Here is a 23,628-nt window from a genome sequence, read left to right as displayed (position 1 = left end):
TGTCGCGTCATGCTGTGGTCTCCTTTTTCTTAAAGAAGTTCAGGATCGCGTCTTTGCATTGTGCGAGCTTCGAGATGATGACCAAGAGGATGATGATCGCGGACCATACCCAGGACTTGATCTTCAGCGCTTCGCACAGGACGGTGAAGTGTTTGGCGAGGGCCGCTGCTTCATCGTCGTCCAGGTTAAATTTCTCGCACTGCAGGGTCTTCGCGCCAAACCTGAAGATGAGCCAGGGGACCTCTTTGGGGACGGGCGCGATCGCGGTTTTATCGACCCCGAGATCCTCCCGGACCTGCTCCTCGACCTGCTGCCGCTCGATCTTGTGGATGACCTGCGCCTGGAGCTTCTTTGTGTTCGGGTCCTCTACATGGGGGACGTCTTTCGAGCCGACGTCTAAAAAGCTGATTTCATCAGTTGATCCAGTGCTGCTGCTCTCCTCCATCTTCAGTCACCTCCTGCGCGGGCGGGTCGAACCGTTTCAGGAATTTCTTACCTTCGCGCTCGATGACATCCCAGAAAAGGATGACCAGGGCAAGGATCCCGATCAGCAGCAGCAGGATGAAGACGAGTGCCGGGTGAGCCTTCGATCGCTGCTGTTCCCTCAGCTCCCCATGGTCCGGGACCATTTCACCAGGTGAGGGCTTCTGAGCTGCTGCAGGTGTCGACGTGGACGGTTTCGGCGGGTCGGCTGCAGCCGCTTCCGGGGGGGGCGCCAAGACCGGGAACGCGGCCTGTTTCATCACATCCGCAAGGGTCCGGGCAGCCGGCTCCCGGAGATCCTGCGCGGCTGCCTGTGAGGGAGCTGTAGGTTTCGGCTTGATGTCAAGCGGACGATTTTCACAAGTGTTTAACCTATGATATGACAAGGCTTGACGGCTTTGAAAATCGTCCCTTCCGCAATATTCACAGACGTGTTTTTTCTTTTTTGACGGTCCCAAAAAAGAGGGGGTTCCCCCGCGTTCCTGTGGCATATTTGACATTGTCAAGTCAAGTATATTAAATTAATCTGTTTGACAAAATCAATAATGTTCAATGAACATGATGAACAAAACGACAAAAAAGTGACAAAAACCTGTAAATTCTTCCTACATTTTCAGGTTTTTTCACATGATTTCGGGACGTGCACGGTCAAAATTTGAGTGAGAGGGTCAAAAATTAAGCCTTTGCTGAGTGTTTTGAGGATACGTCCGCTTCATTTTTTTCAGCGCGCGATTCATTAAATGTGAAAAATGAGACCAAAATATGATCGGAAAGCTTAGCTCCCTGGAGAAAAATTGCAAAATGTTCAAGACTTTTTGGTGAAAGATACGGAGCTACCATCCGCTGCAGGTCCAGCCTGCGTTCATCAGACTTGCGAAGGACATCAAAATCAGCTTCCGTGAGGATCGAACAGACCTCTGAGGATACCTTATTCCAGGCTGCAGCATATGCGTAAACGTCCTTGTCGGGGTATTCCTGTGTCATTTCCTTGATTTTGTCCGCAAGAGCTCTCCGGAATAACCGTGAGACGTTCAATTTATGCCTCTCAATTAATTTTTTTTCCCATGTTGAGATGCGGATGTAGCACATTTCATTGAGCAAAAACCCACCCCAATATCATTTTGTCCGGACAATTTTGTCCGGTATTGATGTCCGGACAATGGTTTTCTCTCTCTCTCTCTCTCTCTCTCTGTCCGGACAAGTGATCGTAGCTAGTAGTAGTATTGTGCTGTCCGGACTGAGGAGCCGGACAAGTTTGTCCGGACATTTTGAGCTTTTCACAAGGAAATTTTGAACAATGCTGCCGGATGCACAATAACCGAAAGTCCCCGGCCATCTGGAGAGATCCACCACTCACCAGGGGAATGAAGGGTTCAGGGCACTCGAATATCTCAATCATCGTACCACCTGCCATATACCATCACCGACCCTATGCAGGTCCTCGCGCTCCCTGAGGAGAGACCCGATCCGGCGCCGGGAAAAATCCCGGTTCCGGTTCTTTATATTCACGATCTCACAGAGGCGTTCCGTTGTCACAACATCACCAGGTGCGACACGCTTCAGGATCCTACTTAGCTCATCCCGGACCCGGCGGTTCGTAAACCGATACCCTTTGGAAGTCATGCCTCACCCCACATCCAGGCTACGCGCCGCATGAACCAGTCCAGGCATGCGGCCGCGTTCCCCTCGACCACGGACGGCTGCCCGGCATGGAACTTCACGGTACAGTGACCCCGGGAATGATTCGCATGCAGTTTTTTGTAAAAATGACAATGCCGGCAGAGCATCTCACATCCCCCCGGCCTTTTCACACGCATCAGCGATCCGTCTCAGGTGCCCGTTCATCACCTGCAGGCTGTCAGCGATGTAAAAGAATGCCTCTCCCGGGTCAACACCATCGCTCAGGCGCTTGATTTCCAATTTAGCGGGTTGCACCTGCCCCCCCCCCTGTCGGTGCGGCTGCAGCGGGTTTTTTGCCCCCTTTCTTCCGGCCGTTCTTTTTGTACCAGTCCCGCTGATATTGCCTTTTTTCCTCACGCTCCTCGGGGGTCATCTCAGAATAATTTTTTCTGACCATCACGACACCTCGAGGTGAGCCTGGCGGCAGCCGTCCACATAGTCCGGCGGGATCTCACGGCCTGGCAGGTCCCGAGCTATCTGAACTCCGCACTGCCGGCACTGCTTGACCTTCGGATATTTGTACAGGACCTTACCGTGGTCGTCCTTTCCGACACTCTCACGGCGCCGGACATTCTCGGTGTGACAGTGCGGACAGATTACCGGAGCGGGCATGATACCCCCCCTCTGAAAGATTGCCTCAGAGAGAAACCCTATAAACCGGAAAAGCGATAGAATAATCGCCCCCCTTCGTGTTCTCGTGGCAAGCCTGAATCCTGGAGCGGGGCACTTCCCCTCCCCAATATCGCCATCTGACTGTTTTTCTTTCATGTATTCTTGCTCCTGCAGGTATTTTTTCAGTCGTGGTCGTTTGCCTGGCTGCATCCCGAGCACTGGTCGGAGAACCTCATCGATCGAGCGGTACTGGCCGGCAAATTTCCTGTTTACGAGCGCCCAGTACACATCTTCCGACACGATAACGTCGCGTTTGACCATTTTACGACCTCATCTCATCCAAAAAAGCGCAATTTATCGAGTTCTCGACCAATAGTCATTTGACGACAAAACCAATACAGCGAGGGAACATGTAAATGGCTGTGATATTTTACGCATGCTCGTCGGCCGGTTAAACCGGCTTGGATGTAAACACAATCACCCAACCAAGGGCATTACAAAACAGGGGTTTTTTCCCTTTTGACCATATCCAACATCGATCCCACTCTATTTCGTGCCCGCAAACCCCTGTTTTTACCCTGATTTTTTTCACGTCGGAAAATGCCAGAGATATCGATGGGAAGATTCTGGGTAAATTGAATTTTTTATAATTAGGACATTGGATACGATTGTTAAAAAAATGAAGAACAATCTCGTTTATGAATTTTAATATTGGGAGGATTGGAAGGACCATTATTGTTATCAAAATGTTGTGGCTGGACTGGTTTTATTAAAACTCCAGGTTCAGTATTCTTGGCATCATCTCAACCCATTATCCCAAAACGAGCCATATTTTTTTCCATCCTTTTTTATTTTGTACGAGAGAGGGTCTTTGAAAAATCCCCCTGCTGCTTGGCAACAACCTCCTGTTGAGATAGCCGATAAAAATGTTATAAAAATATTGATTAAAATGAGATTTTCTCCGGAGCCAAACTCATATCAATAAAAGCGATAATACAATCGGAATTTCCTTAGGCCAAGTACCCCTACCCCGGGTTAATAACAGGAAGAAAATTTCATCATATATTCCTTGTTTTCTTGGGAGATGTAAGAGAAAAACCTTCAAAAAGAATTTTTTTATTAAAACACTTTTTTAAAAATTATTCCTAATGAGCATGGTTGAAACCGACGAGAAAGTCGGAAATAGTGTAATTTTCTCCCGTTTACATTCCATTGGGAGCCTTAAACTTATCCCCAGGCGGCAAATCCCATAAAAAAAATACGAGTGTATGAAAATAATCTGGATGCATGGAAGAGCATTTCCAGTACCGTCCTTAATTCCCGTGGCGGCAGGGAGAAGAAGTTGGATCGCTTCGTGTGGAGTGTATGAGGTTAATCGCTCTTAATAGGAAGGAGTTTTCAGATCTAATAATTAGGACGCACAAACCTCTTTTGATACCCCGAGAACAAAAAAATTCTATTTCATTGAAAAGTAAGATAATAAAAAGTGGCCTAATCACGTTTTTTTTAAGAATAGACAGGATTTTTCGGGATATTATTAAAAAATATTTGATTTAGAGTGAAATTTTTCAAAAATCGTTCTGGAAATCGTCAATTTTGTACATATAAACCATATGATGCTATACACAAAAGGCGTTATTCTGACAATTGTGTGGCATCTCTATCTTTTTCATAAAGCAATGAGATCTTTCCGGTTTTATCAATCCCTTTCCGATCCAAAATATTACGATAACCCATTCCTGTTTAATATCATGGACTCGCGAGACAGGAAGAACATGCAGTTAAAAAATCCAACCAGAATCAAAATTTAATAAAAATTGTCTCTCAATCTGATGAAATGATAATAAGACGATCCCTCATTCCACCAATAAATGCTCAATAACATCCCCACAATGATTCGGGTTGAATACCTACCGCGAGGGATATCTCACTCGCTATTCACCAGTAGTAAAGAGAAATAATTTCAACCCAAGATCTTTATGGAGATAGTAAATCCATGATCCCTTAAAAAATATCTTCATGATTGTTTTTAAGGAATCGATACGGAGGGGAATAAGAGAATTATCAGAATTTTCACAAATCCGAGAAGAGAATTAAGCCCCAGTATAAGCTGTGCAGGTTACTCCCGTTGTTCAATCCCATCTATCTAATAAAATTGATCGCATACGGAATTTTTCACATACCCGAAATGTGAGAATTTATTGTTTTGTGCATAAGATAAAATGGATTTCTGTTTCTATTGCTAACAAGGAAAAACCCTTTTTCCTAAATGGATGGAAAAGGGTCCAGATTCTTTATCACAAATTGCATATGAATCTGAAGAGAAATCCGGTTATCCGAAAATAAAAAAATCCCAAGTTGATGGCATACATGACCAGAATTCTTGCAAACAGGAGTTTTCTTGGTAAGTATTGTATCAGGATGCACAGATCCTGACTATCTGCATAATATTTTCCGGGTCAAACACAGATCTGCTGGTTTGGGGTTAATTTCTCGTTTAACAAATGAGATCACGACCCTTCAGACGGTGGTTTTTTAATGAATAAACCAAATAATGCTATATGAAAAGGGACATTCTTACCTCTTTATACCGAATCCAACTCATGATTTAAAATGTGCCTATGGAGTTTATCGCATGGATGAGACTCGGATCCAGGAAGAGATCAACAAATATAAAAAATTCAAAAAAGTTGATGGCGGGACGTACCGGAAAGTAAACCAGTTCTTAAGGAAACGGACATATATCACCGCACGGGAATGGGCGCTTGCACGGCTCTGCACGGATTTCAGGACAACCGGGGGGGCGGAAATGACATTTATCGGACAGCACCTGCCCGAACTTGTACCGTTCATGGAAGATACCTACTCTCCACAGGCTGTAAACCAGGCGCGCAACTCATTCAAGAAAAAAGTGAGGAAAGCAAGCGCGACTTTTTTTTATGGAGCCATGTGCGGTTTCTTCACGACTGACGAGCTTGATGACCTGCTCTTTGAAGCAAGTGAAGTAGCCCGTTTTCTGCTTGAAGTGGAGGGCACAACGCTCGATATCGATGAAGAGATTGATATTGAGGACAGGATCACAAAAGTCATGAGAAGTGTTGGCGAAACGGCAAAAACCATCCTCAAAAACCGTGTTATGGTCGCCGAACAGGATCAGGACACCCATGCCTCTCTGGAAAAACCAGAAAAACGCCAGGCTGCCCTTGACGCTCGTCTGTCTGTAAAAGCAATCCGTAGAAAGAGAAAACGGACTTTCACTGAAGAGTCCCGGCCATTATCACACAATATGCAGGAAGAAACGGGTACTGGCAAGCCAGAAGCACCATCAGTACCAGACACCCCCCAGCAACCTGCTGATGTGCCGGAGATTGTGACCGGTAAAAATAGTAGTAGAACAAAGGACCTTGACGAAGGGAGTGCTCATGGTGATCCTCCTTTGCTTCCTGTGGAAAACGAAGCCGAACATGATACGGGAGCTATTCAGCAATGAGAATAATTCAGGTCGTTGGAAGATCCAATTCCGGCAAGACGTCGTTTATTAAAAAACTGGTACCCGAACTGGAAAAAATGGGCCGTGTCGCCGTCGTAAAACACCTTGGCGACCATGAGTTTGGCCTTGAAAAGAAGAAGGACACCACGCAGTTTTTCGAGGCAGGCGCTACCATTTCATTTGGAGTTGACAACAAAAAATCGGTGGGTACATTCCGGATAAACAGGCTCAACGATCTCTTGTTCCTGTTCAGTCAGCAGGGAATTGAATACGCGGTCATCGAGGGGTTCAAAACCTATGGCTTTCCAAAAATTGTAATCGGGGATCTCGTGACCGAAAACTGCGTTGCTTCAAACCCGACGGTTCAGGAAGTGCTTGCGTCCCTCGAACGGTTTGATACCTATCCAAAAGAAGAAAATAATAGAAAAACAGCGGAGTGCTGATATGAAAAACAAAATCAATAAAAAACGTCTCTTCGGGACCAACGGGGTCCGCGGTGTGATAGGGCGTGATATGACCCCCGAGCTTGTTTTCCATATCGGGACAGCACTTGGCACGCTCCGCAGAGGATCCATTGCTGTCGGCAGAGATACAAGGACTTCGGGGGAAACTCTGATCCATGCGCTCAAAGCCGGGCTTCTGGCAACCGGGTGCGATGTCACCGATTGCGGCGTGTTGCCGACTCCCGCCCTCCAGTATCTCATCAAAGGGAAGTTTGACGGCGGGGCGATGATCACCGCATCCCATAATCCCCCTGAATATAACGGGGTTAAGATCATCGAGGCCGACGGCACCGAAATGGGGGATCTCGAGACTATCGAGCTGGAACAGCATATTTTCAGCCGGTCTTTTGCCCTGCAGCCATGGGATAAGGCCGGTTGTGAGCACAGCGCCCCCGGTCTCGTTGACCAGTATATTTCAGCAGTCGTCCGGCAATTCCCGCCCTCTATTGGCAGGGGGATGCTGGTTGTCGTTGATCCGGGTTCCGGCCCGGCCTGCAGGACAACGCCGGAGATCCTGAAAACCTTGGGGTGCCAGGTGCTGACCGTCAACGGGATTATGGATGGTCATTTCCCGGCACGAATGCCGGAACCGACCCCGGAAGGACTTGCAGCACTTTCTGCCCTCGTGGTGAGCTCAGGGGCTGCATTTGGTGTTGCCCATGACGGTGATGCTGACCGTGCAGTTTTCGTCGATGAGAAGGGGCACTATGTTGAGGAAAACCAGGAGTTTGCAATTGTAGCCCGGTACCTGTGCCAACACCACAAAGGAGTGATTGTCACCCCGGTTAGTACGTCCGGGATCGTTGAAGCGGTTGCATCGCCTGAAGGCTGCAGTGTCAATTATACGAGAGTGGGGAGCATCCATGTTGCACGCACCATGCATTCACTGATTAAACAGGGGGTGGATGTGGTGTTCGGAGGGGAAGGGAACGGGGGGCTGATTTTTCCCGATCACCAGTTCTGCCGTGATGGTGCAATGACTGCTGCCAGTATGGTCTTAATCCTCGCAACAACCAAAAACCGGTTATCGGAGATCGTCAAGGAACTCCCAAAACGATATATGATCAAGGAGAAACACAAGACTATCCATGCCCGAAAATTAATGGTAAAGATCGAACACTCCTTTTTACACGACCACATCGATCATACCGATGGATTAAAGATTACCCGTGAACCGTCATGGGCATTAATCCGGGCGTCCGGGACTGAGCCTTTGATCCGGATTATTGTTGAATCTGAAAAGAAGAAGGATGCAGAGAGATTTTTTAAAGAGATTTCCGCAATTGTTGCACGCGAATCCGGCACTTAATATCAGGACATGACAAAGTACTGGGACAGGAAGGCAAAATTGATTTCAATATGGTTGAAATTTGATTATTATCAGAATATCTCTTTTATTAATGGGAATATGAAGGTTTTATTTGTAAACTATCTTTAATTTTTAAATTGGACAAAAATTTGAAATTTTAATAAATTTATCAAAGAAATCGAATACAAAAATTTATTAATTAATTTATCGAATTGAGTGTATCCTAAAAACCCGTGTTGTTTATTCATGGATTCACGATCAGAAACGATGGTACATGCTCTCCAACGTGCTACAGCACAAGAGGACCTTAATGTAATTAAAAAGAATCTTGATGCAGTTCTCCTCAATACAGGAAGGAAAAAACGCGATGGGCTGATAAATCAGATAAATGCATTATTGCTTGACGCCTCCATCGAAAAAAACAATCCCGCTATTATCCGGGCGCTCCGGGAAATATCTTATAAAAACGCACTTGGCTTCCTGGATCGGATCATCGGGCACTATCTCAAAACCCGTGATGAGGCATGGCTGACAGAAATTTTCACCCTTATTGACAGGCTCAAAACAAAAAGTCATCAGTCTTATGCATATGCGGTTCTTGTACGCCGGCTCATCGAAACCGGGATCAATACATCAGATCCGGCACTGGTCGGGCAGGGTATCAGAATACTCGACCGTGTCACAATCAGGAAATGCCGGTCTGAAATCATTGAAACCATAATTCCAATACTCATCGCATGGGCAGGAAATTCGGGGGATTGTGAACTCCTGAATACTATCTCACTCATGATCCGGGATATTGGTAACACTGCAAAACGGTCAGTTGAATTTTCAAACCTGGCCGAAACTATGGCAACCATAGCAGTTCGTGAACGCAACCCTTCAAAATTTATTGAAAGCATCAAAGTTGCATGCAATATACAACAGAAAATTAGGAGACAAAGTTGTATCGCATTCGTTATCACGGGGGGGTCTTCTCTATTCCTGCGAGATGAAAATGGCGAAATTAGTGCATTTATTGACTTTTTTACTGATGAACCTGAAGAGATCAGAAGTGAGATCATCTGCGCATTATTAGACGACCTCTGTGATTGCGGGAACAACTACACAGCAATACTAACAATCCTGAACACATTTATCAAAAAAGTGCCAGCATCCATCTCCCCGCTCGTTCTCACGCTCCTGAAACGGGCAGAAAAAGAGGGAGATTTCTGGTATTATACAACCGCACTCCATCTCCATACAATTTTTAAAGAGAGGTCCCGGTATCCGACCCGCGACCTCGTGCGAACCGGAATCACAATCACGCACAATACCCAAGACCCACGTCCGCTCATGATAATCATTCCCCTCGTTGCAACGTCCTGCGATCCGGTTGCAGCCTCAAGGATATATATCAGGATTGCCAATGTCCTCCTCTCAATGGAGAGATTGGAGGAATCCATAGAAGTACTAGAGAAGATCGGTGCCGGGGGCCAAAACCAACGACTATTTGAAGAATGCTGTGTTGCTCTCTGCAGGCAGGCTGTCATTTCAGGCAAAGTCGCCCCCGTTAAGGATTTTCTGGAGAAGAGAACGGACAGGATACATCTGCCCGATATTCTTATGAGAGCATCACAGGATATCTGCAGACATTTTTCATTTGAAATGATTATCCGGCACATCGATTCGTTGCATGCACTCATGCAGATTCATAAACACAAGGATGGGATGGTGCTGGATTGCATATCCATGCTCATCAGTCGTGGATTTCTTGAAACAAACGATCCTGATGTCCTGATTTCATTTACCAGAAATATCAGCGATCCAGTGCAAAAAGAGCAGGCGCTCTCATCGATTGTCATTGAAGTAGCGAGACTTGGCGTGCATACACGGAACCGCGATTCACTCCAACGGGCGGTCGGCCTTACTTGCCTTATTGAAGGGGAGACAACCCGGTCCTCAACCCTGACAATGATCATCAATGAGGCAACCGATCTGGCAGTCCATGATGGTGACCTCGACCTTCTTCGGAGGATGCGCGAATGGAGCGCCTCCCTGCTTTCACGGGACATTGAGATCCTTGCTATGGCAAAAATCGCTGAGGGGATGATCAAATATGCGATTGATACCCGGCATCCGGGCGCGCTGGAAGAAGCATACATTATCGCACAGGAAATAGGCGACATATCAAGCAATAAGGAACTTGTCGACCATATATCCGATAGTTTTGTTATACTGGGGTGCCTTGCAATCCTGGATACCAATTATCCTGTTAAAAATACCGGTTTCACACAGGTATTCCAACCATTTCAGCGAGGTCTCGAACTCCTGATCATGCACGGAAAAAAAGATGACCGGTCTATCAGGGTTTCGTATTTCATCGACATCATCCTTGAATCTATGCACCAGCGGTTCCAAAAAAGTTTTTTTTTCCCACTTTGTTTGTATGTCCTCGAAATAAAAGATCCTTTTGAACGCGATGCGATGGTGTCACGGATTGTCGCCAGTATCAGACCACAGGGTCTTGCGACGGAATCAACCGATCCGTACGAGGTTCTGGCAAACCACCTCCTCTCCATCCAATGCCCGGCTCATACGAGCATGATAATCGACCTGATGGTTCCGATAGCTAGGGGAATTAAGGATCCCTTTCTCCGGTTGTTATCGATGCTGCAGGGAGCAGAAATCTGCCTGCGAGAAAATAACCGGAAAAAAGCAGACGGGATCCTTCAGGAGGTCCGGTCATCGCTCCACCTTGTTCCATCCAGCCATCAGAAAGTGATTCTCCTTGCCGGCCTCATTGATTCATACCGGGGCATTTCAGAAGATCTGGCGAAAAAATGCTTAAAAGATGCAGTACATCTGTTGCCTGCCGTAGAATATGACCAGAAGTCAGCTGCGCTTCAACAGGTTGTATATGCAATTGCCAGGTTTAATGAAACCCACCAGGACCCGGTGTATATTGAAGATGCCTTGAGCGTGGCATCAGCAATTGACAACCCGTCAGATTATGTCATGTCTATGATGGCAATTTTCCTGATGACCCGGAACGATACCCGTAAAACAGAGATGATCCTGGCACATATTGAAAAAAAATGCGAACACATTACTGAGCCGGATGAGAGAGCGTTAATCTTACTCTCCGTCCTCTCCCTTTTTGATGGCAAGAATGATGGCAAACAATTGCTTATACTCCTTGACCGGATCGCAGGTATTATACCATCTATCAGTCTTGTTTTTATTTCTGATATGGTCAAAAAAAGCATTGTTCACCTTTACCTGAATCTTGGGGAGACTCTCCACAATACTCGACTTCTCAATAAGGCAAATGCTGTTGCGCAGACAATCGAATATGATATTATCCGTGACAGGCTCCGGAATGCGAACGGGCAGATTGATATAAAATGTTCACCAACTTACGAAAAAATCAAAAACTTGACGACTCATATTGCCGCAGAAGGAATTGATCCTGCATACCTGGCAGATCTGGAAAAATCAATCCAATCACATCCTGACCGTATAAAAAGAATCCGGTACTATGCAACGATTTACATCCTGCTTAAGGGGCAGGTACACCAGAAGACCACAAAACATTTCATGCAGGCAGCAGTCGGGGAAGCAGTTAAAATCCGGCCCCTGTCAAGCCGTTTGACAGTTCTCTGTGATATTGCGATGCTGTGGCATTCTGCCGGTTATGAGGGGGATGCACAGACACTCATGGATTATGCAGTTGATGCAACAACAAATATCCGGCATGAGGCTGAGCGTGACTCAGGGTTTGAAAAACTCTCATGCGCTATAAAATTTTTACAAGGCGGATATTTATGAAAACGATCCAGATATTCATTTCCGGCAGGGTCCAGGGTGTCGGATTCCGGGCTTGCGTACGGCGGATCGCCATTGACCTAAACATCAGGGGTGCAGTAATGAACCTGCCGGATGGGAAAGTTAAGGTATATGCAACCGGAGAACCCATGGTCCTTGAAAAATTTATCTCCATGCTGTATGGGTGTCCCCGTGCCGTTGTGAGGGATATCAGTACAAATGATGTTTCCTTCAACCAGTACGATGATTTTTCCATTATAAAGGGCGAAGGCCGTATCAGTACAGGATTCTGAACTCTTCATGGTCCTGTAATGCATGTACCAGTGAACAAACCTGTTCATCGATCTCCCCGACCTGGATCGAAGTTTTGAACAGGTTGATCAACCTCCGTACAAGTTCATCGGAGAGTATGCAACGGTTGCCGCTTATTTCAAAATCATCAGGGCTGATCCCTTCTGCAGCGACCTTGATAACTGTTGCGTCAATCATGCGGGCCTTGAGCGGGTCGAACAGGTCATATACGAGCCCTCCCTGACCTTCATGCAGGATGCCGATATCAGGATCCAAATGAGCTCCAAGGATCGCGACGAGACAGTTTCCATAGAGCATCGAGTATCCGATTGAAAACATTGCATTCACGACGTCCTGCTGGGACTGGAGCCGCCTCCGCCGGTACCCCAGTTCCGGCGGGATGGCACGTGACAGGATCTCGTAATACATATCAGAGGTCAGCCGGTGAATCCGCCTGATCTCTTCAAGCCTGATGAGGTATTCCAGTTCCCCGAGCGATTTATGGATAATCTCGTTCTCTCCCTTGTAGAGCAGGGATAAGCCCCGCGATTCTTCAAGCCTTTGTAAAAAGAGCAGGCGCGATTTGATCGACCCTCCCGCGAGTTCAACCGCGTACCGGTGCCGGGGTGCCTCAGCCTGCAACTCCCTCATCTTTGAAAATTTATTGCTGCTATACGGACGGATTGTGCTCACTGGGGTTCCGTCAGCTTCAAAAATCGAAAGGTATACCCCTTTTTTTAAAAGGTGGATGATCGCGGATGTATGGAGCGTATGCCCGCCAACAATCAGGAGATGGTTGATCGAATCAATAGGAAATTCCCGGGTCCTGTTTTTCTGCACCACAATCAGTTTTGATGGGCTTGACTTTATGTGTGCGCCAAAACCGCTGACCAGAAACCACGGGATTTTAGGAGGCATCATTTGTATAAAACACGGGTTTTCTATCTAATTACTACCATCTTACGGACAGATTAAAGCATCGTTTTCATGGTGAAGCAGGATTAAATTTACCTACTTTCAGGAAAAATCCACTTTACCGGTTCAGGATTCTTTTAAGGGCAAAATATCTTTTTTTCAACAATCCTTATCGGAATTACCTGGAAATTGCGCAGGATAGATTAGGAATATAAACCATATTATGCGATATACAAACCCTGCCAAAAAGGTCAGAAGTAAATCTTACACTATGAGAACGGGGATTTGATGGTTATCAGCCTCAGTTTTTTGTTGTGCAGAAATCCGGAGTCGGATTTTTCCCTTATCTCTGCCTGTGCGATACTAAAACATAACAATGCTTTTCTCTGCCGCACGAGTATGTACTGATGCCTTAAAAAAACAGACATGCGGGTATTCGCTCATGGAGGATAATGAAAAATAATCCTTGTGATCAGGCAGAATCACGGGCGGATGATATCCTTTTTACCGTATACGAATTACCGTGACACAAGAGGTGACAGATGTTCTGGGACAAAACAACCGAGACTCTCAAAGGAGAGAGACTCAAAGCTCTCCAGTTTAAACGCTTAAAAAAAACCATCCGCGATTCACAAAAAGTGGAGTTTTACAAAAAAAGACTTGATGATGCACACGTCCGACCGGCTGACATCAGGAAGCTGGATGATATTGAAAAGATCCCGTTCACAAAGAAACAGGACCTGAGGAGCGGGTACCCTTTTGGGTTCTTTGCTGTGCCGCTCAAAAAAGTTGTCCGGATCCACACCACCTCCGGCACAACGGGCAAACCAACGGTTGTCGGTTATACGCACAACGACCTTGAAGTGTGGGCAGACCTGATCGCCAGAAATATGACCATGATCGGTGTTACAAAAGACGACATCTTCCAGAACATGGTCAATTACGGTATGTTCACCGGGGGTCTAGGGTTCCATTACGGCGCAGAAAAGATCGGGATGACGGTAATCCCCAGCGCAACGGGAAACACAAGGCGCCAGATTGAGATGATCAGGGACTTTGGGGTCACCACGATCCACTGCACTCCCAGCTACGCCATGCACCTTTCAGAGGTGGCCGAAGAGATGCATGAGTCGCTTGATAGCTTAAAGACCGGCATTTTTGGCGCCGAACCATGGTCAGAAACCATGCGCAGTTCTCTGGAAGAGCGCCTTGGGGTCACGGCATATGACTCATACGGGCTTTCCGAACTATTCGGGCCCGGAGTCGCGTTTGAATGCCCTGAACGCGACGGGCTCCACATTTGGCACGATGCATACCTTGTCGAGATAATTGATCCGGAGACCGGTGAACAGCTTGGAGAAGGGGAGCGTGGGGAACTTGTTGTCACGCCATTAGTGAAAGAGGCAATGCCGCTCCTGCGGTACCGCACGGGTGATGTTACCATGAAAATGGAAGACGGTTGTATCTGCACACGAGGACAAAAAATCTCACGGATCACCGGGCGGAGTGATGACATGCTGGTCATCCGCGGAATCAATGTCTTCCCATCCCAGATCGAACATATATTATTAAAAATCCCTGAAGTCGGCAATCAGTTTATGGTCTATGTGGACAAAGTGAATCATTTGGATGAGATGACCGTGGACGTTGAGATCAATCGGGACTATTTCAGCGGGGAACTTACTGACCTTGCACGAATACAGAAGAAAGTGGTTAAAGAACTGCGGGATGCACTCGAGCTAAGGACAACTGTAAGGATCGTCGAACCAGGGACACTTCCCCGTTTTGAGGGGAAAGCCAAACGAGTGATTGATCGGCGAGGTGACATCATATGAGATGCTGGGATCCGCGGATTGAGGAGATGCCGGTTGCAGACCTGAAAAAGATGCAGTACCGTTTGTTAAAAACGCTCGTGTACCGGCTGTACAGCTTCTCCCCGTTCTATCATGAACGAATGAAAGCACACAAGGTGCACCCGGACGACATAAAAGAACTGTCTGATGTAAAGAAGCTTCCATTCATGTTCAAGAAAGACCTGCGGGACAATTACCCGAACAAGTTCTTCACCGCATCTCAGGAAGAACTGGTCAGGTATCATGTCTCATCAGGGACAACCGGTAAGCCAACCGTCGTAGGCTATACAGAGAATGACCTGAACGCATGGACGACTTCGCTCGCCCGCGCACTCACTTCAGCGGGTCTTGGCCGTGGCGATGTAATTCAGATCAGCTACGGGTATGGGCTCTTCACCGGTGGCCTCGGGCTTCACTACGGGGCTGAACGGATTGGGGCAACGGTGCTTCCGACAAGCGTTGGCAATACCGAGCGGCAGATCGAACTGATGCAGGACTTGGGTTCGACCGCGATCGCATGCACTCCCTCCTACCTCCTTCACATGGGAGAAGTTGCTGAAAAGATGGGGGTGTCGATCAAGAAGGATACAAAACTTCGGACCGGAATTCTGGGGGCGGAACCATGGACTGAGAAGATGCGGGAACGGATGGAGGAGTGGCTTGGGATCAAGGCTTACGACATCTACGGGACGAGTGAACTTTCAGGCCCGATGTTCACGGAATGTACCGAGCAGAACGGGTTCCATATCTGGAGCGACATTGCATACACCGAGGTGGTTGACCCGAATACCGGGGAACCGGTCCCACAGGGCGAGCGGGGAGAACTGACTGTTACAATCCTGCAGAAAGAGGCGCTGCCCATGATCCGATACAGGATAGGGGACATCACGGTCATGGATGAAGATCTCTGTCCCTGTGGCAGAACACACCCCCGGGTCCACCGTATTCAGGGCCGTGTCGACGACATGCTGATCATCAGGGGCATCAATGTGTTCCCGTCGCAGGTCGAGTATGCCCTCATGGGGATTCCTGAGGTCGGGCAGCACTTCCAGATCGTGGTCGACCGCAAAGGAGCGCTCGACGATATGCTCGTGCGGGTCGAACTCAACAAAGAATCATTCTCAGATAAAATTACAGACCTGATGCATATCAGTGAAAAAGTAGAACACAAACTCCGCAACGCCTTAAACGTGAATGCAAACGTGGAACTCGTTGAACCGGGTTCATTACCAAGGTTTGAGGGAAAATCAAAGAAAGTGGTTGACAGGAGGTCGTTGTAATGGATGTAAAAAAATATGTGGTCAAACAGATTTCCGTGTTTTCAGAAAACCGGCCCGGCAGGCTTGCTGCCATCGCTCATGCACTGGGGGAGGAGAAGATCAATATCCTTGCGTTCAGCATCGCTGAAGCAAGCGGTTTCGGGGTTGTCCGAGCGCTCGTCGACCATCCCGAAAAAGCGCATAAGAAACTCTCATCGCTCGGGTTCAACGTTGCATTCACCGATGTTATTGCCGTTCACATGAAGGACAAACCCGGTGGGCTCTACGAGATTGCTAAGATCCTCGGGGATGCAATGATCAACATCGAATATTCATATGCCTATTCAGGGAAAGATGGCGCGGTCCTGATCCTCCGGGTAGACCATGTAGAAGAGGCAATTGAAAGGATTTCAAAAACCGGTGCAACCCTGATCGAGAGTTCGGTCTTCCACTAAAAAAATATGCTCATTTCTTTTCCCATTTTATTAAATCTGCAACCTGCGAGAGCGTACTCCCGCGCTGTATCTCCTCCCTTATCCTTTCTTCATTTTTCCTTACCTCAAGCGCCCGCCGGGCAATTTCAAAAGCGCGTTCCTGAGGCACCACGACTACCCCGCTCTCGTCACCGATAATCCAGTCCCCGGGGTTGACGAATTGCCCAGCGCACCGGATCTCGGCATTTATCTCGCCGAATCCTTTTGGTTCACCGGCATTGGGAACGATTGCCTTTGCAAAAACCGGGAACCCTGTTTTCCTGATATCGTCCACATCCCGCACGGCACCATCGATGACAACTCCTGCGATCCCTTTTTTGATACAACTCAGGGTAGCCAGTTCACCCCATGGAGCAATGTGGGTTGCACTGTCGTTGTTTATTACGATGATATTTCCCGGTGCTGCGACATCAATGGCTTCGACAGGTTTTGCCCAGTCACCGGAGAATGTCTGGACAGTAACTGCCTGACCTGCTATCTTCACATTGCCGCAGATGGAGATAATTCCCTCCATCGCACCTTTGCGGTGCATCGCATCGCTAATATTTGATGAGGACACTTTCTGGAAAAGTTCCCGGATCCGTTCCGCCAGGGAACCCGTTTCCCTTTTCTGGATAGATGGATTGTCGATAGAAGCCCGGATCGAAAAAGTGGATCCCGTCACATCCGCAGACCGTGAGATCGCACTCCCTACAATTACGATCGATGCCCCGTTTTGTACAGCCTGCGCTGCAGTAACTGAATCAAGTCCCCCGGCCACGGCAACGGGGATCGTGACTTTGCCGGTGATGTCGGATAACAGGTCAAGGGAACTCCTTCCTGTCATCTGTTGATCGATGCCAACATGCACCGTGACGAGATCAATGCCCATTGCCTCAACCTGCCTAGCCCGTTGCGCTGGATCATGCGAGTTGATGAGGTCTGCCATCAGCCTGACACCATAAAGACGTGCCGCCCGTACCGCTTCGGCAATCACCGAATCATCTGCATCGGCTAGAATACAGACCACTCCGGCGCCGGCCTTTGCTGCCATTTCAACTTCAAGGCTCCCGGTATCGGCAATCTTCATATCGGCAACAATCGTATAATCGGGGAATTGGTTTTTTAATGTCCGTACAGCATTCATTCCCTCGCTTTTAATCAATGGTGTTCCTGCCTCGATCCAGTCAGCCCCGCCCCGCACTGATTCCTGCGCAATCTGGAGTGCCCGGTTCAGTTCCGTGAGATCAAGGGCTACCTGCAGGATTGGCTTTTTCATACTTTAAGAGAATATGAGATGCCATGGCATAAGGATTACTTCACGATAGAAGTACCTAGAAAATTTTTTACATCGAAAATTCTGCAGGGAAAAATTAATCGGGATATTTATCCCGCAATTATCCCTGCGGGTCAATCCCCATCTTTTAAGTATTTCCAACACCGACATAAATTCCACTCTTCATGGATATCCTATCAATAATTCTGGTCATTGGCGGGCTCTGTCTTTTTGAAACGATCAGCAGCATCGACAACGCAATCATCAACGCAGAAGTGCTCTCAACAATGGGAGAACGGGCGAGGAGATGGTTTTTACTCTGGGGACTCTTCCTTGCCGTCTTTATGGTCCGAGGGGTTCTGCCCTGGCTTATTGTATGGGTAGCTACACCCTCGCTTGGTCCTGTGGGTTCATTTTTTGCCACATTCTCAAACGATCCTGCGATGATCGACGCGATTGAACAATCGGCACCTATTCTCCTTATGGGAGGAGGGACTTTTTTGATATTTCTCTTCTTCCATTGGATTTTTTTGGAGGAGAAGTACTATGGGTTGCGCGGAGAGCGGTTTATTGAGTCCAAAGGAGTCTGGTTCTATGCAATAGTCTCTATTTTTCTGGCGCTCATTGTATGGATATCACTTGAGAGAAATCCTCTTCTCGCATTCGGGGCGGTTATCGGGTCAACAGCATTTTTTATTGTCCACGGGTTCCGCCAGAACGCAGAACTTCATGAAAAAAAGATGTTGGGGAGTGGCCTTCCAGATGTGAGCAAGCTCTTTTATCTTGAAGTGATAGATGCGACATTCTCCATTGATGGTGTACTTGGTGCCTTTGCATTCACCCTCTCCGTTCCCCTCATCCTGATTGGCAATGGCCTAGGTGCTATTGTAGTCAGGGAACTCACGATGAAGAATATTAAAACAATAAAAAAATATATCTTCTTAAAAAACGGTGCAATGTACTCTATCCTGTTCCTTGGCTGCATCATGGTCCTCGATGGCTTCGGGTTTCACATCCCCCCGTGGTTCTCTCCTATAGTTACATTCGGGGTTGTCGGCTTCTTCCTCCTGAAATCCATCTGGAACCTGCCTGTATCTGAAACCGCATAACTTTTTATAAACCAACAGCGATGTTTCTGTCTTTAATCAAATGATTGGACATTTTTTTAGGCATATGGGATTCCCTGTCTGCTCAAATCGGATGTGTCACGATCGTGTGGTAAAAACCTTAATGGTTACGAGCGGTAATATAAAAAATCAGGAATTTGTATGAGGGAGATAAGACCCGATTCCAGCGGAATTTCAGAGATAGAATCTATAATATTAATGATTATTCTGGTCGTTGCCCTAGGAGCTATTATTTTTGCTCTTGTAACCGGGTCCCTTACCCCCTACTTACAGAAGACCTCGCTTGTTGCTGCGTCAGCAGGTGTTGCCTATGTCCCCATCGATACGACAACAGCCATGCCGGTCTTTGATGTTCTTCCCCGAGCCGGAGAACAATTCTACCTTTCAGGACAACCAAATATTCCTGGAGGGTCCCCTTCTGTTTCATTTGTGATTGTCGGACCTGACGGGACATTTGCAAAGACTTCCGGTACCGATATATCCGGCACAGGGAATCTCTATGGTAAATCGATGTATATCTACAGGGACCAGCGGGGCGGCGGGTACTGGGTAACCGATACGATGCAGACAAATCAGAAGATAAAATACTTGCTGCCCCTTAAAGGTGGCGCCTGGACAATTAGAATGGTTGACGATACCGCAAATGTCATCCTTAATGAGATGACGGTATCTATTGCCGCGAACGGTTCGGTTGTCGCAAACCCGCTTGCACCAACGACCATCTGGACAAATACTACCGATCTGTCGCTGACTAATTCATCAGGTTATCCAATCCCTTTCACAAATTACGGAGTGACTCCATTTATAGGCCCAAATGGATTACAGATGTTTAATTACAACGGGACCGGTGCTTACATCCTGGGAGCAGACAACCCTGACCTGACATTTACAGGAGATATGAGCATTTCACTCTGGATGAAGCCAACTACAGGTGCTGTTACTACCTATGCCACTTCTATCGTCGGGAAGGGAATTACCGGCGATGCCAATGATAATTATGATATGTTCATAACGAACGGCAAACTCTACATGGAATGGTCCGATAAAGATACGGGACAGATGTACCATATAGAAACGCAAGCTCCAGTAAGCTGGGGAAGTCCCCCCTCCCTGAATTACGTGACATTTACCGTTGCTTCCGGTGTGCCGAATATTTATTTCGCAGGGGCCCAAATGCCAATCAATTATTACCTTGGGGATATTCCCGGTGCCGGTCTGATCTCCGGACCCCCGCCTCCGGTCAACTTAAAACCGGATAATAACCCAATAACGATCGGGAAGCAGAACTATCCCGGCGCCGAATTCTATTATGCCGGTGACATGAGTGAAGTATCATTCTATAACAGGGCGCTCACTCAGTCAGAGATCACGGCCAACAATAGTACTTACACGACCTGATCTCAATATTATTTTTAGATTTTTTTTTGGAGATTGTGGAGGAATCCCTGAATATCAGTTGAAAAAAATTGGGGTGGATATGAGAAAAATCTGAAATTAATTCAGAGGGGGGAGTGATTTATTATAATTTATGATGCATCTTTTTTGAACGATTCTTTGAAGTGCACCAGTTTCAGATCCTTCTTCTTTGCCACGGATATCTCTGCCGGCAATCCCGCAGGAACCAGTGATACCAGGGTATAAGTATCAGGCACATTGAGCAGTTTCCTAACATCTTCTGCATATGGTTTTTTATCACCTGCAACCCAGCAGGAACTGATGCCATACGCCTGCAACGCGATAATCAGGTTCTCTGTTGCTGCGCAGCAGTCTTCTAAGTAATATTTTACGTTCTTCTCACCAAAAACAGCAAAGCAAACAGCTGCCTTAGTAATAAATTTTCCGTGGTCTGTGAGATCAGCGATCTTGCGGAGCATGCCCTTGTCCTGCAATACCCCGAATAACCATGGCTGGAGGTTCATAGCTGTCGGGGCTTGTCGGGCGCATTCAATTGCGTCCCTTATAATAGTTTGATCAACAGAATCGGGCTTGAACTCCCGGACGCTGTGCCGGGATTTGATAACCATGGTTACAACGTTCATAGTGAAGGATTTGGGAAACAGATTGATAAATTATTCCGGCACTGCAAAAAAAGGTTACTGTCGCCGTGCACCATAAAGCGCACAACCGATAATACCCGCAATAACAGCACACCAATCGCAAAGACCCGCTGCTTTCGTTCGGGTTGGGGATGGGATTGGGATAACAGGAGATTGAAATGTGTCGACAGGGGTGGTCATGGTCGTTGGTACCATTGTTGTTGGTTTCGTTGTCACAACCAGTGTCTGTTTTGGTGTAGTTTTCGTGGTAATCATTGTCGTCGGACCGGTTGTCGGGCTTGTTGTAGTGACCTTGACACCGATTAAAGGATTTTGCTCCTGAACGCGCAGGGGTCTTGAACTACTAACGGTTTTTCCAGCAATATTGTAATTGTCTTTCATCCTGTTCGCGTTGCATTCGGCCCAGATCGTATAGGTCCCGGGGGCGTATGAGCTGCTCCCGGTGTCCCAGACAGTCACAGTATAGAAGGGGGTTGTGGTAACACGGACATCCAAAGGAGTGAGGACTCCTGCTTTGTTTACAAGTGCAGAATACGTACCGCCATCGGGTCCCTGTACTTTGATGGTGACCGTAGGTTCTATCGCACCCGTTCTGGCAGCGATATCAGCAAGGTTGCTGTCAACCCGGAACCTGACTTCGTCTCCCCGGTATACCCATCCATTGTCCGTGATATCCCCATTAATTGTCGTATCTTCGATTCTGATACCGATCTGGGGGTCTTTTACGGTTAATGCCAAGGTCTTTGCCGGCATTGCATACCAGTTGCCAGTACGCGAGCCAAACTCGTTGGGGGATATATAAAAATTTGTGGGTTCTGTGACATTGATTGAATAATCAGGAGGCTGGGTAAGATATGACGCCCCGGGATTCCACCATCCCACCTGCGTGTTAGGGGGGGGGACGGCTGCGGTTATATCGAGTCCCTGCTCGCCAATGTAAACCGTTCCCCCCGCGGGAATATTATTAAGCACAGCTGTCACTGGAACTGCCATACAAATGATTGTAATAGATACAGCCAGCAAAATCCAACCAGTTTTTCCGGTCATAATCATCATCTTATTTTTCTTATCATATAAGGTTGTCAGACCAATAAATAAAAACGTGAATTTATTTGTTCAATAGATGACCCCCTGCTATCCATTGCAACATATTCCCAAATCCCTGCGTAATCAATATTCCCGGATCAATACCAAGGGTTGGAAAAATGACGATGAAATAGAGAATAGTACCAAGCGTACTCCCGAGATTGGCAAGCGCTGCTACGAGCACAACCCGGAAAAGTGGGATACCCCACATATCAGTGAATGTCTCCGCCTCAAAGATCTTTTTGAAATCACCGGGTGCCGGTTTCCTGATCTTTGCTTCTACGATCGCGGAGAACCAGCCCGCTGCAACCAGTGGATGTAATGCAGTCAGCCAAGATACGCCAAAGCCGGTGAGTGCTGAAAGCGGATGGCCGCCGGCAACAAGGGTGAAGACTGCGGTCAGCACCCCATGGATGAGTACCCAGTAGATGAGAGCGGTGACAAGCACACCCAATCCGACCCCGGAGAATGCAATTGCAATAAGGAGTACTGCAAACAGGACCGTCACGGCAACACCGAAGATCAGGCCCCACCGTGGCGATTTAATATCTGCTGTAAGTTCTGATAGCAGAGGGAGAGCCGAGGGTTCGTTCAGGTAGTTACGGACCCCTTTAACATGGCCTGCGCCGATCACTGCAAGCACACGCCCGTTGTGTGCATCGAGTGCCAGCAGCTGGTGGGCAAGGTATGCATCCCGTTCATCGATCAGCGCCCGAGCTCCATGGGGAGAGAATTTCCGGAACTCCTCAAGCGCCATCGTGATAACGTCATCCTGTTTTAAGGACTCGATATCAATCTCTTCGCCTTGCACCCCCACGACAGAAGCGGAAAGGGCATAAAACATTTTGAGCTTCTCCCACAGTGACATCGAGCGCCAGAACCGCATCAGGGTGATCCGTATGTCTCGGTCGATAAGGCCGATTTTCAGCTGTCGCTGTTCGGCCTCATTGATAGCAGCCTTCATCTCGGCTCCTGGCTCCACCCCAACGTCCATACCAATCCTGCGCTGGAGATATGACAGAATCCACTGGACGAGGAGCTGGTTGAAATTTCCTGCTTCAATTACTTCAGAGACCGAGGGTTGGACCATGCTCTTCTTGAGGGCCTGGTACCGTGCGGGGTCCAGTTCCACCGCAACCACATCCGGCCGGAACTCAGCAATGGCCGCCTTTACATCTTCAACACTCTTCTGGGAGACATGCGCTGTCCCGACAATCCTGATCTCAGCCATCGACCACCCGGACACCTTCGCTGTCGATTACAACACATGCACCTGCAGGGATGTGAACATGTTGAAGAACCTGCCGGACCTGATACTCTTCTTCCTCTTCTGCATCTCGGCGCTGAAGAAGGTCACATGCGATCCCAACAGCTTCTTGCTTTGATATCATCATTCCAAAACCCTCA

General features: G+C 47.6%; 23 protein-coding genes. 10 read left to right on the top strand and 13 right to left on the bottom strand.

The genetic code is table 11. From position 1 onward, the window contains the following. Window positions 1-7: 7 nt before the first annotated feature. The 7 genes from OS112_03250 to OS112_03220 form a co-directional block, all read right to left on the bottom strand. Entirely contained in the window at window positions 8-445 is a 438-nt protein-coding gene (locus OS112_03250) for a hypothetical protein (GenBank protein WAC05658.1), read from the bottom strand. Then, window positions 414-974, bottom strand: a complete 561-nt coding sequence (locus tag OS112_03245) for a hypothetical protein (GenBank protein WAC05657.1) — start codon at window positions 972-974, stop codon at window positions 414-416. Before OS112_03245 ends, OS112_03250 begins: the two co-directional genes overlap by 32 nt. Window positions 975-1,158: 184 nt before the next feature. After that, entirely contained in the window at window positions 1,159-1,572 is a 414-nt protein-coding gene (locus tag OS112_03240; protein WAC05656.1) for a hypothetical protein, read from the bottom strand. Between the two features lie 306 nt (window positions 1,573-1,878). Next, window positions 1,879-2,106 (bottom strand): hypothetical protein, encoded by a 228-nt coding sequence (locus OS112_03235; GenBank protein WAC05655.1) that lies wholly within the window; start codon window positions 2,104-2,106, stop codon window positions 1,879-1,881. A gap of 165 nt (window positions 2,107-2,271) precedes the next feature. Then, the gene (locus OS112_03230) at window positions 2,272-2,403 is read right to left on the bottom strand and encodes a hypothetical protein (protein ID WAC05654.1); all 132 of its coding nucleotides are present in this window, start codon (window positions 2,401-2,403) and stop codon (window positions 2,272-2,274) included. Window position 2,404: 1 nt separating this feature from the next. Further along, window positions 2,405-2,560, bottom strand: a complete 156-nt coding sequence (locus OS112_03225) for a hypothetical protein (GenBank protein WAC05653.1) — start codon at window positions 2,558-2,560, stop codon at window positions 2,405-2,407. Further along, a complete protein-coding gene (locus OS112_03220) occupies window positions 2,560-3,096 on the bottom strand; it encodes a hypothetical protein (GenBank protein ID WAC05652.1) in 537 nt (178 codons plus the stop codon). The genes OS112_03225 and OS112_03220 overlap by 1 nt, the downstream gene beginning before the upstream one ends. Window positions 3,097-5,410: 2,314 nt before the next feature. On the opposite strand from OS112_03220, the gene OS112_03215 reads away from it, so the two are divergent. From OS112_03215 to OS112_03195, 5 genes are all read left to right on the top strand, one after another. Then, on the top strand, window positions 5,411-6,265 hold the full coding sequence (locus OS112_03215; protein WAC05651.1) for a DUF5806 family protein: 855 nt from the start codon (window positions 5,411-5,413) through the stop codon (window positions 6,263-6,265). Then, on the top strand, window positions 6,262-6,708 hold the full coding sequence (gene mobB, locus OS112_03210; protein ID WAC05650.1) for a molybdopterin-guanine dinucleotide biosynthesis protein B: 447 nt from the start codon (window positions 6,262-6,264) through the stop codon (window positions 6,706-6,708). The genes OS112_03215 and mobB overlap by 4 nt, the downstream gene beginning before the upstream one ends. Before the next feature lies 1 nt (window position 6,709). After that, the gene (gene glmM, locus OS112_03205; GenBank protein WAC05649.1) at window positions 6,710-8,077 is read left to right on the top strand and encodes a phosphoglucosamine mutase; all 1,368 of its coding nucleotides are present in this window, start codon (window positions 6,710-6,712) and stop codon (window positions 8,075-8,077) included. Window positions 8,078-8,323: 246 nt separating this feature from the next. Beyond that, window positions 8,324-11,887, top strand: a complete 3,564-nt coding sequence (locus OS112_03200) for a hypothetical protein (protein WAC05648.1) — start codon at window positions 8,324-8,326, stop codon at window positions 11,885-11,887. Next, window positions 11,884-12,177, top strand: a complete 294-nt coding sequence (locus OS112_03195) for an acylphosphatase (protein ID WAC05647.1) — start codon at window positions 11,884-11,886, stop codon at window positions 12,175-12,177. The genes OS112_03200 and OS112_03195 overlap by 4 nt, the downstream gene beginning before the upstream one ends. Here the strand turns inward: OS112_03195 and cas1 are convergent. After that, window positions 12,161-13,096: a CRISPR-associated endonuclease Cas1 gene (gene cas1, locus OS112_03190; protein ID WAC05646.1), complete on the bottom strand. Its 936-nt coding sequence runs from the start codon at window positions 13,094-13,096 to the stop codon at window positions 12,161-12,163. The two genes, OS112_03195 and cas1, sit on opposite strands and share 17 nt — an antisense overlap. 536 nt (window positions 13,097-13,632) lie before the next feature. Here cas1 and OS112_03185 point away from each other — a divergent pair. From OS112_03185 to OS112_03175, 3 genes are read left to right on the top strand one after another with little or no spacing between them, the layout of a single operon-like run. Next, the gene (locus OS112_03185; GenBank protein WAC05645.1) at window positions 13,633-14,925 is read left to right on the top strand and encodes a phenylacetate--CoA ligase; all 1,293 of its coding nucleotides are present in this window, start codon (window positions 13,633-13,635) and stop codon (window positions 14,923-14,925) included. Continuing rightward, window positions 14,922-16,223 carry a phenylacetate--CoA ligase gene (locus OS112_03180; protein ID WAC05644.1) on the top strand — a complete coding sequence of 434 codons (1,302 nt, stop codon included), beginning with the start codon at window positions 14,922-14,924 and terminating at the stop codon, window positions 16,221-16,223. Before OS112_03185 ends, OS112_03180 begins: the two co-directional genes overlap by 4 nt. Further along, on the top strand, window positions 16,223-16,657 hold the full coding sequence (locus OS112_03175; protein ID WAC05643.1) for an ACT domain-containing protein: 435 nt from the start codon (window positions 16,223-16,225) through the stop codon (window positions 16,655-16,657). The genes OS112_03180 and OS112_03175 overlap by 1 nt, the downstream gene beginning before the upstream one ends. Window positions 16,658-16,667: 10 nt before the next feature. Here the strand turns inward: OS112_03175 and OS112_03170 are convergent, their stop codons facing one another. Then, window positions 16,668-17,954: a bifunctional hexulose-6-phosphate synthase/ribonuclease regulator gene (locus OS112_03170; GenBank protein WAC05642.1), complete on the bottom strand. Its 1,287-nt coding sequence runs from the start codon at window positions 17,952-17,954 to the stop codon at window positions 16,668-16,670. Between the two features lie 182 nt (window positions 17,955-18,136). Here OS112_03170 and OS112_03165 point away from each other — a divergent pair, with 182 nt between their 5' ends. Both OS112_03165 and OS112_03160 read left to right on the top strand, forming a co-directional pair. Further along, window positions 18,137-19,060 carry a DUF475 domain-containing protein gene (locus OS112_03165; protein ID WAC05641.1) on the top strand — a complete coding sequence of 308 codons (924 nt, stop codon included), beginning with the start codon at window positions 18,137-18,139 and terminating at the stop codon, window positions 19,058-19,060. Between the two features lie 216 nt (window positions 19,061-19,276). Next, on the top strand, window positions 19,277-20,476 hold the full coding sequence (locus tag OS112_03160; protein WAC05640.1) for a LamG domain-containing protein: 1,200 nt from the start codon (window positions 19,277-19,279) through the stop codon (window positions 20,474-20,476). A gap of 128 nt (window positions 20,477-20,604) precedes the next feature. Here the strand turns inward: OS112_03160 and OS112_03155 are convergent, their stop codons facing one another. From OS112_03155 to OS112_03140, 4 genes are all read right to left on the bottom strand, one after another. Continuing rightward, complete coding sequence (locus OS112_03155; protein ID WAC05639.1) at window positions 20,605-21,117, bottom strand: nitroreductase family protein; 513 nt, start codon at window positions 21,115-21,117, stop codon at window positions 20,605-20,607. 54 nt (window positions 21,118-21,171) lie between these two features. Continuing rightward, entirely contained in the window at window positions 21,172-22,128 is a 957-nt protein-coding gene (locus tag OS112_03150) for a DUF3821 domain-containing protein (protein WAC05638.1), read from the bottom strand. A gap of 115 nt (window positions 22,129-22,243) precedes the next feature. Further along, on the bottom strand, window positions 22,244-23,452 hold the full coding sequence (locus tag OS112_03145; protein ID WAC05637.1) for a TraB/GumN family protein: 1,209 nt from the start codon (window positions 23,450-23,452) through the stop codon (window positions 22,244-22,246). Then, complete coding sequence (locus OS112_03140; GenBank protein ID WAC06190.1) at window positions 23,445-23,615, bottom strand: hypothetical protein; 171 nt, start codon at window positions 23,613-23,615, stop codon at window positions 23,445-23,447. The genes OS112_03145 and OS112_03140 overlap by 8 nt, the downstream gene beginning before the upstream one ends. Window positions 23,616-23,628: the final 13 nt, after the last annotated feature.

It is taken from the genome of Methanoregula sp. (assembly GCA_026625165.1).
GTDB lineage: Archaea > Halobacteriota > Methanomicrobia > Methanomicrobiales > Methanospirillaceae > MVRE01.
This window is presented reverse-complemented; position numbering and strand designations above follow the sequence as displayed.